This window comes from Neoroseomonas soli, assembly GCF_018129065.1.
Lineage (GTDB): Bacteria > Pseudomonadota > Alphaproteobacteria > Acetobacterales > Acetobacteraceae > Neoroseomonas > Neoroseomonas soli.
This window is the reverse complement of the sequence record NZ_JAAEDM010000014.1, coordinates 50,900-65,421: the sequence shown is the minus strand read 5'-3', so window position 1 is coordinate 65,421 and position 14,522 is coordinate 50,900. Positions and strand designations below refer to the sequence as shown.

Below are 14,522 nucleotides of genomic sequence, written 5' to 3'. Positions count from 1 at the left end.
CGAGCCCTGAATATAGGCACTTTCCCCCCTTAAAGCGACCCGGTTTCACCCTCCGCCAGCAGCTTTCCGCCCCCTGCCAGGAACATGTCCGCAATGCCCCGGAGGGGGCGGAAAACCTCGGCTTCCGTGCCGGTCAGGAAGGATTGCGCCGGCAGCGCGGCGAGGGCGGCGAAGAGCGCCTCCCGCCGGCCGGCATCGAGGTGCGCGGCGACCTCGTCCAGCAGCAGCAGCGGCGCGAAGCCGCGGGCCTCGGCAATCAGCGCGGCATGGGCCAGCACGACGGAGATCAAGAGCGCCTTCTGCTCCCCGGTCGAGCACAGTTCGGCCGGCTGCTCCTTGGGCAGGTGAACCAGCGTCATGTCTGCCCGATGCGCCCCGCGTGCCGCCCCGCCGGCCGCGGCATCCCGCCGGCGGTCGGCCGCAAGGGCCTCGCGCAGAGCATCCTCGGCCGCCAGCGCGGGCTGGTCCGCCAGCGCGGCGGCGATCGGACAGATCAGCTCCATCCGCGCCGCCGGGAAGGCGCCCGTGGCGGTACCGGCAGCCATCACCGCGTTCAGCCGCAGCGCCAGCGCCCTGCGTGCCGCCGCCGCCGCCACCGCGTGGCGCGCCATCGCGTCCTCGAGCCCCGCCAGCCAGCGCGCATCGCTCCGCCCTTCCGCCAGCAGCCGGTTGCGCTGGGCCATGGCGTTGTCGTGCGCCGCCACCTCCCGCGCATGGGAGGGTTCCAGGGCCCAGGCCAGGCGATCCAGGAAGCGCCGGCGGCCGGAGGCGCCTTCCTGGAACAGCCGGTCCATCTGCGGAGTCAGCCAGACCGCGGCGACGCGGTCGGCCAGGTCCGCCTGTGTGCGCACGGGCTGCCCGTCCAGGCGGAACAGGCGGCGTTCCGAGGCGCCGTCGGGGTCCGCGCCCGTGCCGAGGTCGAATTCCCCATACGGCGTCGAAAAGCGCCCCGCGGCGGCCCATGGACGGGCGGCGCCGTCCACGCGACGGCCCAGCTCGCCCATGCGCGCGCCGCGAAGCCCACGGCCGGGGCCGAGCAGCGAGATGGCTTCCAGCAGGTTGGTCTTCCCTGCGCCGTTCTCGCCAGCGATGGCGACAATGGGCGCGTTGAAATGCGCCTCTAGCGACGGCCAGGAGCGGAAGTCTTGCAGCAGTAGGCGCGTGAGCAGCAGACTGGGCGAATGGATAGACTGCACAGGCCAGGGGATACCAGCCACCTGAGGCGGCGGAAATGGTCAGGCTACAGGATGCCGGTGAACGACAGCCCATGACCGCCGTCCAACTGGCGGGGGTCGTCTGGGTCGCCTTCTTGGCCTGGTGGATCCAAGGGGTGATCCGCAGCATCCGGCGCTCGCGCATGTGGCCGCGAGCCGAAGCTCAGATTCTCAGGAAACGCCGATTCGGAACAACCCTGGAGGTGCATTTCGCACTGCCAAGTGGGCCCAAGGTGACAGCCAGCTTCCGGGTGGATCCGGAGGGACCGCCACTTGTGCCCGGCGGCACGCTTGTCGTCGTCTACGACCCGAACGAGCCCATGCGCTGCGAACCTGCGGTATCCCCGCGCGAGATCGTCGTTTCCCTCGTTCTCGGAGCGGCCGGCCTTGTGGGCGGAGTGGCGATGCTCGTCCGGGGCTAGGCTTGCCTATACCCGCATCGGCATCAGCACGTAGAGCGCCTCGGGCTTCGCCTCGTCCTTCACGATCGTCGGCGCAGCGCCGTCGGCGAACAGGAACTCCACCTTTTCCCCGATCTGCGCCGTGATGTCGGTTAGGTAGCGCGCCTGGAAGCCGATCTCGAGCGGGCTGCTCTCGTAGCTGACGGTGTCAGCGTCGAGTTCCTCCTGCGCCTGGCCCTGGTCCGGGCTGGCGGCGGAGAGCAGCAGGTTGTTGCGCGAGATCGACAGCTTCACCGGCCGCGAGCGCTCCGACGAAATCGCTGCGACGCGCGCAACGGCCTCCTCGAAATCCTTCTTCGGCACGGTCAGCTTCTTGTCGTTGCCGCGCGGGATCACGCGGTCGTACTCGGGGAAGGTGCCGTCGATCAGCTTGGAGGTCAGCGACACGGTCCCGAGCCCGAAGCGGATCTTGGTGTCCGAGAGGCGGATCTCGATCTCGTCCTGCGATTCCTCGGCGAGCTTGCGCACCTCGTTCACCGTCTTGCGCGGCACGATCACGCCTGGCATGCCCTTCGCACCTTCGGGCAGCGGCTCCTCGACCCGCGCCAGGCGGTGGCCGTCGGTCGCGACCGCGCGCAGCACCGGCGTACCATCCGCTTCCGCGGCGTGCAGGTAGATGCCGTTGAGGTAGTAGCGCGTCTCCTCCGTGCTGATCGCGAACTTCGTCCGGTCGATCAAATCGCGCAGCACGCCGGCCTTGATCGAGAACTTCGTCGGCAGGCGCCCTTCCGTCATCGACGGGAAGTCATCCACCGGCAGCACGGCGAGGCTGGTGTTGTACTTGCCCGCGCGCAGCGTCAGTGGCCCGTCGCCACCGCCGTGGTCGAGTTCGATGCGCGCGCCGTCCGGCAGCTTGCGGACGATCTCATAGAGCGTCGCCGCCGGCGCGGTGGTGCGCCCGCCGCGCGTGACGGTCACGCCGGCCACTTCCTCGACCACCGCGATCTCCATGTCGGTCGCGGTGAGCGTGAGGCTGCCCTCGGTCTTCGCGTCGATCAGGACATTGGCGAGGATGGGGATGGTGTTCCGCCGCTCCACCACGCTCTGCACATGGGTCAGAGCCTTGAGCAGCACCGCCCGGTCCACAGTGAACTTCATCGCAGCCCGACGCCCCGATCCTTGGGCGGCCGCCACACGGCCCGGCGCGGGCCGCGCGGGACCGCAGGTGTCCCCCAGAGCCCCCGCCTGGCGGCCGGAGCCGAATCGGCCCGCGCAGCCACCTGCCGAGGGGCCGGCACCATATCAGCGGGAGTCAGCCTGGGAAAGGCAGGAAAATCCGGGGGAAGGGCGCGGAAAACAAGGGCGAGCGGAACTCGCCGGATCGATGCGGGCGGGAAGGGCAGGAGTGGCGCCTTGAGAGGGGCTCTGCCCCTCTCAAACTCTCCCCGCCAAAGGCCGAAAGGCCTTTGGAAACCGATAGTCGGGTATCCGCGGGCCCAGGGGACCGTGTCCCCTGGTGGGGGAGCTTGAGGGGGCAAAGCCCCCTCGATGCGCGCCGCGAGGCTTGTCCGGCAGCGTCGAGGCTTACGTCTCGAGCATGCGCCGGAGAAGTTCGACATCCTCCGCGAAGGCCGCATCCGCCTGCATCAGCTCCGCGATGCGGGAGACGGCGTGCATCACCGTGGTATGGTCGCGGTTGCCGAAACGCCGCCCGATCTCGGGCAGTGAGCGGGAGGTGAGCTGCTTCGCGAGGTACATCGCCACCTGCCGCGGCCGCGCCACCGCGCGCGCACGGCGGGCGGAGGACATGTCGGTCAGGCGGATATTGTAGTGCTCGGCGACCTTGCGCTGGATCTCCTCGATCGTCACGCGGCGGTCGTGCGCGCGCAGGATGTCGTGCAGCACTTCCTGCGCGCCATCCAGCGTCACCGCACGGCCGAACAGGTTGGCATGCGCGATCAGCCTGTTCAGCGCGCCTTCCAGTTCACGCACGTTGGACGTGATCTTGTGCGCGAGGAATTCGATGACGCCGTTCGGCACGTCGACGCCGGCAGCCGCCGCCTTGGCCTGCAGGATGGACAGGCGCAGTTCGTAGGTGGTGGCGTGGATGTCCGCCACCATGCCGCAGCCGAGCCGCGTGCGCAGCCGGTCCTCGAGCCCGTTCAGGTCCGATGGCGACTTGTCCGCGCTGACGACGATCTGCTTGCCGGCATCCACCAGCGCGTTGAAGGTGTGGAAGAACTCCTCCTGCGTGTTGTCCTTGCCGATCAGGAACTGCAGGTCGTCGACCATCAGCACGTCGACGGAGCGGAGGCTCTCCTTGAACTCCATGGTGGACTGGCTGCGCAGCGCGGCGATGAAGCGGTACATGAACTTCTCGGCGCTCATGTAGGCGACGTTGCGCCCGTTCTCGCCGCCGCGGATCGCCCAGGCGATGGCGTGCATGAGGTGCGTCTTGCCGAGCCCGACCCCACCGTAGAGGAAAAGCGGATTGAAGCCGGGCGTGGCGGGCCGTTCGGCCACGCGGCGCGCGCAGGCATGGGCGAACTCGTTCGGCTTGCCGACGACGAAGGTGTCGAAGGTGAAGCGCGGGTCGAGCGGCGCCGACCAGTCCCCGCGCGGGTCCGCGCTGCGCGCCGTCCCGGCAGTGGAACTGCGATCGGCCAGCGGTTCGGCGAGGCCCTTGCGGCGTGTCGCGGTCTCGCGCGTCGGGGCGGCGGCTTCCTCGCCGTCCTCCGCCGGGGCGGGACGTTGCGGGCCAACGCGCACTTCCACCCGGCGCACGGCCGCGTTCTCCTGCTGCCAGAGCGCGCGCAGGCGGTCACCGTAATGGCTGCGGACCCAGTCGCAGAGGAAGCGCGTCGGCAGCACCACGACCGCCTCGTCGCCCTCGATGCCGGCGAGGGTCATCTGGCGGAGCCAGGTGCGGTACTCGACCTCGCCCACTTCCTCGCGCAGTCGCCCTCGGATGCGGGCCCAGGCCTCGCCCATGGTAGCGGCAGAGAGCGCAGGACCAGAAACGGCTTGCTTCTCCATGGATCCCCCCCCGGCCACCTCGCGCTGCCCGGCCCGTACCCGACCTTCGCCACCACCCTCTACGGAGCCGGCGGTCGAAGGCTATGCCCCCCAGTGAACCCAAGAGTAGACGGACAGGCATCGGCCGCAAGACACAATCGAACGACGACGGTGCCGGCACAACGACCAGAAAGCACGAGGAAACACGCAACATCGCCGCGGAAAGTTCCGCGACGATTGTCACGCTTCCAACTCTTAGAAGTTTAAGTCATCGAGCCGCCGCGAGGGCGGCGATGCTCAACCCGCGGGCGCGGCCAGCGCCTTCACGCGGGCGGATAGGCGGGACACCTTCCGCGCCACCGTGTTGGCATGCAGGGTGCCCTTGGTGGCCGCGCGCTGCAACTCAGGCTGCGCGGCCCGGAAGGCGACCTGCGCGGCGGACTTGTCACCGGACGCGATCGCCTCCTCCAGCTTGCGCACGAAGCTGCGCACGCGCGACTTGCGCGCCTTGTTGCGCGCCACGCGCTTCTCGGTCTGGCGGATGCGCTTGCGCGCGGACGAAGTGTTCGCCATGGGACTTCCGGTTTTAATCCAGATGGTGATTGCAGGAGCCGCAGCCGGCGGGCCGACCGCGGCGAAGGCGGGGTTCTAATGCCACGCGCCTCGGCACGTCAAGCCGAAGCGCGCGACGAACCCCATGACGGGGCCGTTCAGCAGTTCCGGAAAGCGGGCTTGCGCTTCTCGGCGAAGGCCGACATGCCCTCCTTCTGGTCCTCGGTGGCGAAGAGGCCGAGGAACAGGCGCCGCTCGGTGCGAACGCCCTCGGTGAGCGTGCCCTCGAAGGCCGCGTTCACCGCCTCCTTCGCCATGGCGACGGAGGGGGCGGAAAGGGCGCCGATCTTCGCGCCGATCTTCACCGCCTCGGCGAGCAGCTCCGCCGCCGGCACCACGCGGCAGACCAGGTTGGACCGTTCCGCTTCCGTCGCATCCATCATGCGGCCGGTCAGGACCATCTCCATCGCCTTGGACTTGCCGACCGCGCGCGTCAGGCGCTGGGAACCGCCCGCACCCGGAATGATGCCGAGGTTGATCTCCGGCTGGCCGAACTTCGCCGTGTCGGCCGCGATGATCAGGTCGCACATCATCGCGAGCTCGCAACCGCCGCCGAGCGCGAAGCCCGCGACTGCCGCGATCACCGGCTTGCGGATCTCGAGCACCGTCTCCCAGCGCTCTCCGATGAAGTCGTTGAGGTAGACCGCGGGGTAGGTGCGGTCCTTCATCTCCTTGATGTCGGCGCCGGCGGCGAAGGCCTTCTCGCTGCCGGTCACGACGATGGCGGCGATGGCGGGGTCCTTGTCGTAGGCGCGCAGCGCGTCGCCGAGCTCGGTCATCAGCTGGTCGCAGAGCGCGTTCAGGGCCTGCGGACGGTTCAGCCGGATGATGCCGACCTTCCCCTGGGTTTCCGTCAGGATCATCTCATGGGCCATGCGCCGCGTTCCTCGCCGTGTGTGGATGAATCGCCTGTAGCCCAGGCGGCCGGTCCCCTCAACGTTGCCGCTTCGGGCAGAAGAAGGTGGATCGCCCCGATTGCACGATGCGCTGGATGCCCTGGCAGGGCGGCACGCCGGGGCAGTCGGGGCAGGGCTCGTCCTCCCGGCCATAGACCGCGAACTTCTCCTGGAAGCGCCCGACCTCCCCATCCGCGCGGACGTAGTCGCGCAGGGAGGAGCCGCCGGCGCCGATGCTTTCGGCCAGCACCGCCTTGATCGCCGGCACCAGGCGTTCGGCCCGTGCGCCCACGCAGGTCTGCGCCAGGCGACGCGGAGAGATGCCAGCCCGGTAGAGCGCCTCGCAGACATAGATGTTGCCTAGCCCCGCCACGACGCCCTGGTCGAGCAGCGCCGCCTTGATCGGCGTGCGCTTGCCCTCCAGCGCCGCCGAGAGCACGGCCGGGGTGAAGGCATCCTCCAGCGGCTCCGGCCCGAGGCCCTGCAGCAGCCGGTGCGCGTCCTCCTGCGCCGTCGGCACCAGGTCCACTGCGCCGAAGCGGCGGGGGTCCACGAAGCCCACGCGCCAGCCATTGTCCGTGGCGATGACCAGGTGCTCATGCGCCTCGGGGGGCGCGTTGTGGCCGCGCGCGTCGGAGGCAAGGCCCTGTGGGGCCATGCGCGGCGCCGGCGCCTCCCCCGCGCGGCGCGCCACCATGCGGCCGGACATGCCGAGGTGGATCAGCACGCTCTCCCCGCCTTCCAGCCGCATCAGCATGTATTTCGCGCGCCGGCGGAACGACGCCACGCGCCGCCCTTCCATCCGCCGCGCCAGGTCCTTCGGGAAGGGGAAGCGCAGGTCGTGCCGGCGAACTTCCACCTCTGTGATGCGGTGGCCCTCCAGCACGGCGGCGAGGCCGCGCATCACCGTCTCGACTTCCGGCAGTTCGGGCATGGTCCCTCCCGCATTCCCCGGCGCCACGCTATGGTGCCGCCACGATGAGCGACAGCCCCCAGGACAGCGCCGATTTCGGCTTCCGCACCGTGCCCCGCGCCGACAAGGCCGGGATGGTCCGCGAGGTCTTCGAAAGCGTGGCCCCGCGCTACGACGTGATGAACGACCTGATGTCGCTCGGCATCCATCGGGTATGGAAGCGCATCTTCGTCAACGCGATCGGGTGTTCCGCGCGCGAGACGCTGCTCGACCTCGCGGGCGGGACGGGGGACATCTCCTTCCTCGCGCTGGAGCGCGGCGCGGGGCGCGCCATCCTCACCGACATCAACCCTGCCATGCTGGCGGTGGCGGAAAAGCGGGCGCTGGACCGCGGCCTCGCCGCCGGCCTGTCCTTCATGTGCGTGGACGCCGAGCATATTCCGCTGCCCGATTGCAGCGTGGAGAAGGTCTCGATCGCCTTCGGCCTGCGCAACTGCACCGACAAGGATGCGGTGCTGCGGGAGGCCCGGCGCGTGCTGCGCCCGGGCGGGCGGTTCCACTGCCTGGAGTTCTCGCGGCTGGAAATCTCGGCCCTGGTGCCGCTCTACGATGCCTGGTCCTTCAAGGCGCTGCCGGCGATCGGGGAGAAGGTGGCGAAGGACCGGGAGTCCTACGAATACCTCGCCGAGAGCATCCGCATGTTCCCCGACCAGGAGACGCTGGCGGGGATGATGCGCAAGGCGGGGATGGAACGGGTGGAAGTCCGCAACCTCTCCGGCGGGATTGTCGCGATCCATACGGGGTGGCGGCTGTGAGCGGTGGGGGGAGAAGGGACCTTCTCCCCCCACACCCCCCCCTCAACCTTCTTTGGTTTCTGGGGACTGACAGCGGGGGGACATCCGCATGCCGGTGGAACGCATCGCCAGCATCTTCGCCGCCCAGCCCATGATGGCGCATCTCGGCATCTCGCTGGGCGAGGTCGCGCCAGGACGCTGCGCGCTGCACCTGCCGCTGCGCGCGGCGCTGACGCAGCAGAACGGCTTCCTGCATGCGGGCGCGCTCACCACGCTCGCCGACACCGCCTGCGGCTTCGCCGCCTATACCCTGATGCCCGAAGGCGCGAACGTCCTGACGGCCGAGTTCAAGCTGAACCTGCTGCGCCCAGCCGATGGCGACGCGGTGGCACGGGCGGAGGTGATCCGCGCCGGCAAGCTGCTGAGCGTGGCGCGTGCGGACATCTTCTGCGCCGGCCCGCAGGGCGAGAGGCTCTGCGCCACCATGACCGCGACGCTGGTGTGCCAGCCGAGCTGACCGCGGTCAGAGTCCTGCTTTCGCGCGCGGCTCAGCCCGCCGCCTCGGCGCGCCGGCCGACCCGCCCGAGATGGGTGAAGCCGAACCCCGCGGGGGATTTCAGCCCGTAGCCGAGGGCGCGGTCGAAGCCGATATGCGCCAGCCAGATCATCGCGATCGGCAGCGCCGCCGGCCACCACGCCCAGCCCGCCGCGGCGAGCGCCAGCGGACCGATCGTGCTGTGCCCCGCGTTGTAGAGCCCCGCCCCCAGCCTGGCGTCGCGGAGATAGCCCAGCATGGTCAGGTCCGGCGCCAGGAACAGCAGCGCGAAAACCCACCAGTTGCCGCCCAGGGCCGCGTAGGCGCCAGCCGCGCCCGCCATCAACGCGGCACCTTCCGCCCGCAGCCAGGGCCGCGCCGTCACCATCTCCGCCTCCGACGTCATCGCCCGCCCCTCGCCTGCCCCGCCATGCCGGGCTAGGGTCCGCCCCATGCTCGCCGGCCGCCGAATCCTGCTCATCGTCTCCGGTTCCATCGCTGCCTACAAGGCGCTGGAACTCACCCGCCTGCTCCGCAAGGAGGGCGCGCAGGTCATGGCCGTGCTCACCGCCGGCGGCGCCCGCTTCGTGACGAAGGAAGCCCTCGCCGCCATCACCGGCGAGCGCGTGCATGACGACCTCTGGGCCGCGGAGGCCGAGATCGGGCACATCCGCCTCGCCCGCTGGCCGGACCTGGTCGCCGTCGTGCCGGCCTCGGCCGACCTGCTGGCGAAGATGGCGCAGGGGCTCACCGACGACCTCGCCACCTGCGTGCTCCTGGCGACGCGGGCGAAGGTGATGGTCGCGCCGGCCATGAACCCGGCCATGTGGGGGCATGCGGCCACGCGCGCCAACATGGCCACGCTGCTCGCCCGCGGCGTGCTGGTCGCGGGCCCCGAGGACGGCCCGATGGCCGAGCCCGAAAGCGGTCCCGGGCGCCTGATGGAACCCGAGAGGCTGCTCGGGTCGATCCGCACCGCCCTTGCCGCGGGGCCGCTCGCCGGGAAGCACCTGCTCGTCACCAGCGGGCCGACGCATGAGCCGATCGACCCGGTGCGCTACATCGCCAACCGCTCCTCCGGGAAGCAGGGGCATGCGATCGCGGCCGCACTCGCCGCGCTCGGCGCGCGCGTGACGCTGGTCAGCGGCCCGGTGGCGCAGCCCGACCCGGCCCTCGTGACGGTCGCGCGCGTGGAATCCGCGCGCGAGATGCTCGCCGCCTGCGAGGCCGCCCTGCCGGCCGACGCCGCCATCTGCGCCGCCGCCGTCGCCGACTGGCGCACCGCCCGCGCCGCTGACCAGAAGATGAAGAAGGTGCCCGGCGCGGTGCCCCCGCCGCTCGAGCTGGCGTTGAACCCGGACATCCTCGCGACACTCTCCGCCGCCGGCCCGAAGCGCCCGGGCCTGGTCGTCGGCTTCGCGGCGGAAACCGAGAAGGTGGTCGAGAACGCCGTCGCCAAGCGCGCCAAGAAGGGCTGCGACTGGATCGTGGCGAACGATGTCTCCGGCGACGTGATGGGCGGGTCGGAGAACGCGGTGCATCTCGTGACGGAGAATGGCGTGGAGGACTGGCCCCGCATGGCGAAGGAAGAAGTGGCGCGACGGCTCGCGGCGCGCATCGCGGAGGCGCTGGCGTGACGGCATCGCCCGACCGAAGGGCCGGCGCGCCGCAGGCGAGCATCCCGGATCTCAACCCAGCGTTTCGGGAACCGGTGATCGAGGTGGTCCGCCTGCCCCATGCCGAGGGCCTGCCGCTGCCCTCCTATGCCACTGACGGCGCGGCCGGGATGGATCTGCTCGCCGCCGTCGCCGCCCCCGTGACCGTCCCGCCCGGCGGACGGGCGCTGGTGCCGACCGGCCTGCGCATCGCCCTGCCGCACGGCTACGAGTTGCAGGTGCGGCCGCGCTCCGGCCTCGCGCTGAAGAACGGCGTCATGGTGCCGAACAGCCCCGGCACGATCGACGAGGATTACCGCGGCGAGCTCGGCGTCATCGTGCTGAACGGCGGCGATGCCCCCTTCGTGGTCGAGCGCGGTATGCGCATCGCCCAGGCCGTGATCGCCCCGGTGGTGCGCGCCGCCTGGCGGGAAGTGGCCGAACTGCCAGAGACTGTGCGGGGCGAGGGCGGCTTCGGCTCGACCGGCACAGGAACCTAGAGGCCGCCCGCGGCGAAGGGCGGAATGCAGCAGGGAGGACCGACATGCCGCAGGACGCCCAGGGACTCGCCGTCACCGCCGCCTCGGACGCGGCCGCCTCGGCCTTCGACAACACCGTCGAGGGCTATCTGAAGTATCGCGCCGATGCCGGGGTGCGGCTGAAGGCGCTGCTCGACCTCGATGCGGAAATGCCGATGGCGCTGGTGCTCAAGGGCGCCTTTGCCATGCTGACCTATAATGCCGCCATGGTGCCGCGCGCGAAGGAAGCCCCGGCCGCCGCCGCGCGCCTCGCCGGCACCGATCGCGAGCGCGCCCACGCCGCCGCGCTCGCCTTCTGGGCCGGTGGCGAGATGGACCGCGCGCTCGCCGCCTGGGAAGGCATCATGGCGGCGCACCCGCACGACATCCTCGCCTTCCGGTTGCACCATTTCTGCGCCTTCTGGCTCGGCCGCGCGGGGCAGATGCTGCGCGCGGTGGATGCCGTCGCCCCGCGCTGGTCGGCCGCCATCCCCGGCTTTGGCAGCATCCTTGCCTGCCGCTGCTTCGCCAACGAGGAATGCGGCAATTACACCGTGGCGGAGGAGGCCGGCCGCGCCGCGGTCGCCCTCGATCCCGGCGACCTCTGGGCCACGCACGGCGTCGCGCACATCCTGGAAATGCAGGGCCGGCGCGGGGAGGGCATCGTCTGGCTCAAGGCGCTGGAGCAGCACTGGGACGGCGGATCGAACCTGCTGCATCACCTCTGGTGGCATCGCGCCATGTATCACATGGAACGCGGCGAGCACGCGGAGGTCCTGGCCCTCTACGATCGCGGCTTCCGCAACCACGCGAGCGCGCTGACCCAGGCGATGCCGGACCTCTACATCGACGTGCAGAACGCGGCCTCGATGCTGTTCCGGCTGCAGCGGCATGGCGTCGATGTCGGAGATCGCTGGATCGAACTCGCCGACAAGGCCGAGGCGCGGATCGGCGACTGCATCTCCACCTTTACCCTGCCGCACTGGATGATGGCGCTGGCCGCCACCGGCCGCACCCAGGCCGCGGCGCGCATGCTGGACGCGATGCGCGAGGCCGCGACACAGCCCGTCACCGTCGCCGCGATCCTGCGCGACGCGGCGATCCCGGTCTGCGAGGCCGTTCTCGCCCACGCTCAGGGTGACCACGTCCGCGCGGTGGAAGCCATGCGGCCGGCCGTCGGCGTGATGCACCGCATGGGCGGCAGCCATGCGCAGCAGGACGTGCTGGAACAATTGTTCCTCGATGCCGCGATGAAGGGGGGCATGCAGGAGGATGCGCGGATGCTGCTGGAACGCGTGGCCGGGCGGCATCCGGTGCCGCCGGAACGGCGGGTGGGGTATGCGGAGGCGGCGGGGGGCATTCGGCACTGAGGGAAGGCGGGGGGAGAAGGGAACTTCTCCCCCCGCACCCCCCTCAACCTTCTTTGGCTTTTGGGGACTGACAGCGGGGGTCGGCGCCCAGAAGGCAAAGAAGGGAGGGGGTTCGGGGGAGGTTCATCCTCCCCCGACCTTGGTTGCGGCCCGGCCCGCGCGGGTTTATGCGCCCGCTCCATGAGCGACCTCCTCCCCATCCGCCGCGCCCTTCTTTCCGTCTCCGACAAGACGGGCTTGATCGAATTCGGCCGATTCCTTGCCGCGCGGGGGGTCGAGATCCTGTCCACCGGCGGCACCGCCAAGGCGCTGCGTGAGGCCGGGGTGCCGGTGAAGGACGTGTCGGACCACACGGGCTTCCCGGAGATCCTGGACGGGCGGGTCAAGACGCTGGTGCCGCAGGTCCATGGCGGCATCCTCGGTCGCCGCGACCTGCCGGAGCACCTGGCGCAGATGGAACAGCACGCCATCGCGCCGATCGACCTGGTGGCGGTGAACCTCTACCCCTTCGAGGCGACGGTCGCGAAGGGCGCCGGCTTCGAAGACTGCATCGAGAACATCGACATCGGCGGCCCGGCGATGATCCGCAGCGCGGCCAAGAACCACGCCGGCGTCGCGGTGCTGACCGAGCCCCAGCACTTCGCCGAAATCCAGGCCGAGATCGAGGCCAAGGGGGGCACCACCCTCGCCACCCGTCGCCGCCTCGCCGCCGCGGCCTATGCCCGTACGGCTGCCTATGACGCGGCCATCTCCGGCTGGTTCGCGAAGCAGGAAGGCCAGGACTTCCCGCCGCGCCTGTCGCTGCCCGGCGTGCTGCGCCAGGGCCTGCGCTATGGCGAGAACCCGCACCAGAAGGCGGCCTTCTACGTGGATGGCGGCAACCGCCCTGGCATCGCCACCGCGACGCAGGTGCAGGGCAAGGAACTGTCCTACAACAACCTGAACGACACCGACGCCGCCTATGAATGCGTCGCGGAGTTCGACAAGCCGGCCATCGTCATCGTCAAGCACGCCAATCCCTGCGGCGTCGCGGTGGCGGGCGACCTCTCCAAGGCCTGGGATGCGGCGCTGCTCTGCGACCCCGTCTCGGCCTTCGGCGGCATCGTCGCGGCGAACCGGACGCTGGACGCCGCGGCGGCGGAGAAGATCACCGCCATCTTCACCGAGGTGGTGATCGCCCCGGATGCGGACGAGGCCGCAAAGGCCGTCTTCGCGAAGAAGAAGAACCTGCGCCTGCTGCTGACCGGCGGTCTGCCGGATGCGGCGGCGGCGGGCCTCGCCTTCAAGTCGGTTGCTGGCGGCTTCCTCGCGCAGTCGCGCGATGCGGGGCGGGTGACGCAGGAGACGCTGAAGGTCGTCACCCAGCGCGCGCCCTCGCGTGCCGAGATGGCCGACCTGCTCTTCGCCTTCCGCGTCTGCAAGCATGTGAAGTCGAATGCGATCGTCTACGCCAAGGGCCTCGCCACGACCGGCATCGGCGCCGGCCAGATGAACCGCGCCGAGAGCAGCCGCATTGCCGCCTGGAAGTCCGAGGCGGCGGCCAAGGCGGCTGGCCTCGAGCGCCCGCTGGCCGAGGGTTCGGTCGTCGCTTCCGACGCCTTCTTCCCCTTTGCCGATGGGCTCGAGATCGCGGCTTCGGCCGGCGCCACGGCGGTGATCCAGCCCGGCGGGTCGATCCGCGATGCCGAGGTGATCGCGGCGGCCGACAAGGCAGGGCTCGCGATGGTCTTCACCGGGATGCGGCATTTCAGGCACTGATGCGCCGGGCGCCGCAGAAGGGGGCCTTGTCCCCTACGCACCAAGCGCCGAAAGGCGCTTGGGACCCTGTTTTCGGGGCGGGACAGGGGCGGCCCGGGCGCCAGGTATCGGCTTCCAAAGGCCATTCGGCCTTTGGCGGGGTGGCCCGAAGGGGCAGCGCCCTTCCGGAAAGAGGACGCGCGTGATGGATGAACTGATCGCCGGCTACCGCCGCTTTCGCCGGGAAACCTGGCCGCAACAGCGCGCCCGCTTCGAGCAACTGGCCGCGCAGGGCCAGCACCCGCGCACCATGGTCATCGCCTGTTCGGACAGCCGCGTTGACCCGCAGATGATCTTCTCGGCCGCGCCGGGTGAACTCTTCGTCGTCCGCAACGTGGCGAACCTGGTGCCCCCCTACATGCCGGATGCGCACCTGCACGGCACCAGTGCCGCGGTGGAATTCGCCGTGCGCGTGCTGGGGGTCGAGCGCATCGTGGTGATGGGCCATGCGCTTTGCGGCGGCATCCGCGCGCTGATCGACGGCACGCCGCCCGAGGCGCGGGATTTCGTCGCCGGCTGGATCGGCATCGCCGCGCGGGCGCGTGCCGTGGCGCTGCGCTGCGACGTGCCGGAGCAGCGCCAGGAGGCGGCCGAGCATGAGGCCGTCCGCATTTCGCTCGACAACCTGATGACCTTCCCCTGGGTGGCCGAGGCTGTTGGGGCCGGACGCCTCGGCCTGCACGGCGCGCATTTCGGCGTCGCCACCGGACGCCTGGTGCTGGTGCCGGCTCAAGGGGCGCCCCTTACCGCGAGCTGAGATCCGCGCGGGCCTCGCCAGTGCGTGGCCCGCGATGCGAGACTC

The 14,522-nt window shown here is 70.5% G+C and carries 15 protein-coding genes; 8 read left to right on the top strand and 7 right to left on the bottom strand.

Features of this window, described 5'->3' with window-relative positions; all coding sequences use genetic code 11:
• Positions 1–29 precede the first annotated feature (29 nt).
• Entirely contained in the window at positions 30–1,196 is a 1,167-nt protein-coding gene (gene recF / locus GXW76_RS07935) for a DNA replication/repair protein RecF (RefSeq protein WP_338150914.1), read from the bottom strand.
• A 71-nt stretch (positions 1,197–1,267) separates the two neighbouring features.
• On the opposite strand from recF, the gene GXW76_RS07930 reads away from it, so the two are divergent.
• The gene (locus tag GXW76_RS07930) at positions 1,268–1,636 is read left to right on the top strand and encodes a DUF3592 domain-containing protein (protein ID WP_211861465.1); all 369 of its coding nucleotides are present in this window, start codon (positions 1,268–1,270) and stop codon (positions 1,634–1,636) included.
• A 6-nt stretch (positions 1,637–1,642) separates the two neighbouring features.
• Here the strand turns inward: GXW76_RS07930 and dnaN are convergent, their stop codons facing one another.
• From dnaN to mutM, 5 genes are all read right to left on the bottom strand, one after another.
• Positions 1,643–2,773, bottom strand: coding sequence for a DNA polymerase III subunit beta (gene dnaN, locus GXW76_RS07925; RefSeq protein ID WP_211861464.1), 1,131 nt, complete (start codon positions 2,771–2,773; stop codon positions 1,643–1,645).
• Between the two features lie 426 nt (positions 2,774–3,199).
• Positions 3,200–4,606: a chromosomal replication initiator protein DnaA gene (dnaA, locus tag GXW76_RS07920; protein WP_408904315.1), complete on the bottom strand. Its 1,407-nt coding sequence runs from the start codon at positions 4,604–4,606 to the stop codon at positions 3,200–3,202.
• 321 nt (positions 4,607–4,927) lie between these two features.
• Positions 4,928–5,203, bottom strand: coding sequence for a 30S ribosomal protein S20 (rpsT, locus tag GXW76_RS07915; protein ID WP_211861462.1), 276 nt, complete (start codon positions 5,201–5,203; stop codon positions 4,928–4,930).
• Between the two features lie 137 nt (positions 5,204–5,340).
• Positions 5,341–6,117, bottom strand: coding sequence for an enoyl-CoA hydratase (locus GXW76_RS07910; protein WP_211861461.1), 777 nt, complete (start codon positions 6,115–6,117; stop codon positions 5,341–5,343).
• Between the two features lie 58 nt (positions 6,118–6,175).
• On the bottom strand, positions 6,176–7,072 hold the full coding sequence (gene mutM / locus GXW76_RS07905) for a bifunctional DNA-formamidopyrimidine glycosylase/DNA-(apurinic or apyrimidinic site) lyase (RefSeq protein ID WP_211861460.1): 897 nt from the start codon (positions 7,070–7,072) through the stop codon (positions 6,176–6,178).
• A gap of 44 nt (positions 7,073–7,116) precedes the next feature.
• Here mutM and GXW76_RS07900 point away from each other — a divergent pair, with 44 nt between their 5' ends.
• Both GXW76_RS07900 and GXW76_RS07895 read left to right on the top strand, forming a co-directional pair.
• Positions 7,117–7,866 carry a class I SAM-dependent methyltransferase gene (locus GXW76_RS07900; protein ID WP_211861459.1) on the top strand — a complete coding sequence of 250 codons (750 nt, stop codon included), beginning with the start codon at positions 7,117–7,119 and terminating at the stop codon, positions 7,864–7,866.
• An 88-nt stretch (positions 7,867–7,954) separates the two neighbouring features.
• The gene (locus GXW76_RS07895) at positions 7,955–8,362 is read left to right on the top strand and encodes a PaaI family thioesterase (RefSeq protein WP_211861458.1); all 408 of its coding nucleotides are present in this window, start codon (positions 7,955–7,957) and stop codon (positions 8,360–8,362) included.
• A gap of 31 nt (positions 8,363–8,393) precedes the next feature.
• On the opposite strand, the gene GXW76_RS07890 is transcribed toward GXW76_RS07895, so the two are convergent.
• On the bottom strand, positions 8,394–8,786 hold the full coding sequence (locus GXW76_RS07890; RefSeq protein ID WP_211861457.1) for a DUF4260 family protein: 393 nt from the start codon (positions 8,784–8,786) through the stop codon (positions 8,394–8,396).
• Positions 8,787–8,832: 46 nt separating this feature from the next.
• Here GXW76_RS07890 and coaBC point away from each other — a divergent pair, with 46 nt between their 5' ends.
• From coaBC to GXW76_RS07865, 5 genes are all read left to right on the top strand, one after another.
• Complete coding sequence (gene coaBC, locus GXW76_RS07885) at positions 8,833–10,017, top strand: bifunctional phosphopantothenoylcysteine decarboxylase/phosphopantothenate--cysteine ligase CoaBC (RefSeq protein WP_211861456.1); 1,185 nt, start codon at positions 8,833–8,835, stop codon at positions 10,015–10,017.
• 74 nt (positions 10,018–10,091) lie between these two features.
• Positions 10,092–10,535, top strand: coding sequence for a dUTP diphosphatase (gene dut, locus GXW76_RS07880; protein ID WP_338150913.1), 444 nt, complete (start codon positions 10,092–10,094; stop codon positions 10,533–10,535).
• Positions 10,536–10,579: 44 nt separating this feature from the next.
• Positions 10,580–11,923, top strand: a complete 1,344-nt coding sequence (locus GXW76_RS07875) for a tetratricopeptide repeat protein (RefSeq protein WP_211861455.1) — start codon at positions 10,580–10,582, stop codon at positions 11,921–11,923.
• Between the two features lie 180 nt (positions 11,924–12,103).
• A complete protein-coding gene (gene purH / locus GXW76_RS07870) occupies positions 12,104–13,681 on the top strand; it encodes a bifunctional phosphoribosylaminoimidazolecarboxamide formyltransferase/IMP cyclohydrolase (RefSeq protein ID WP_211861454.1) in 1,578 nt (525 codons plus the stop codon).
• Positions 13,682–13,865: 184 nt separating this feature from the next.
• Complete coding sequence (locus GXW76_RS07865; protein WP_211861453.1) at positions 13,866–14,477, top strand: carbonic anhydrase; 612 nt, start codon at positions 13,866–13,868, stop codon at positions 14,475–14,477.
• Positions 14,478–14,522: the final 45 nt, after the last annotated feature.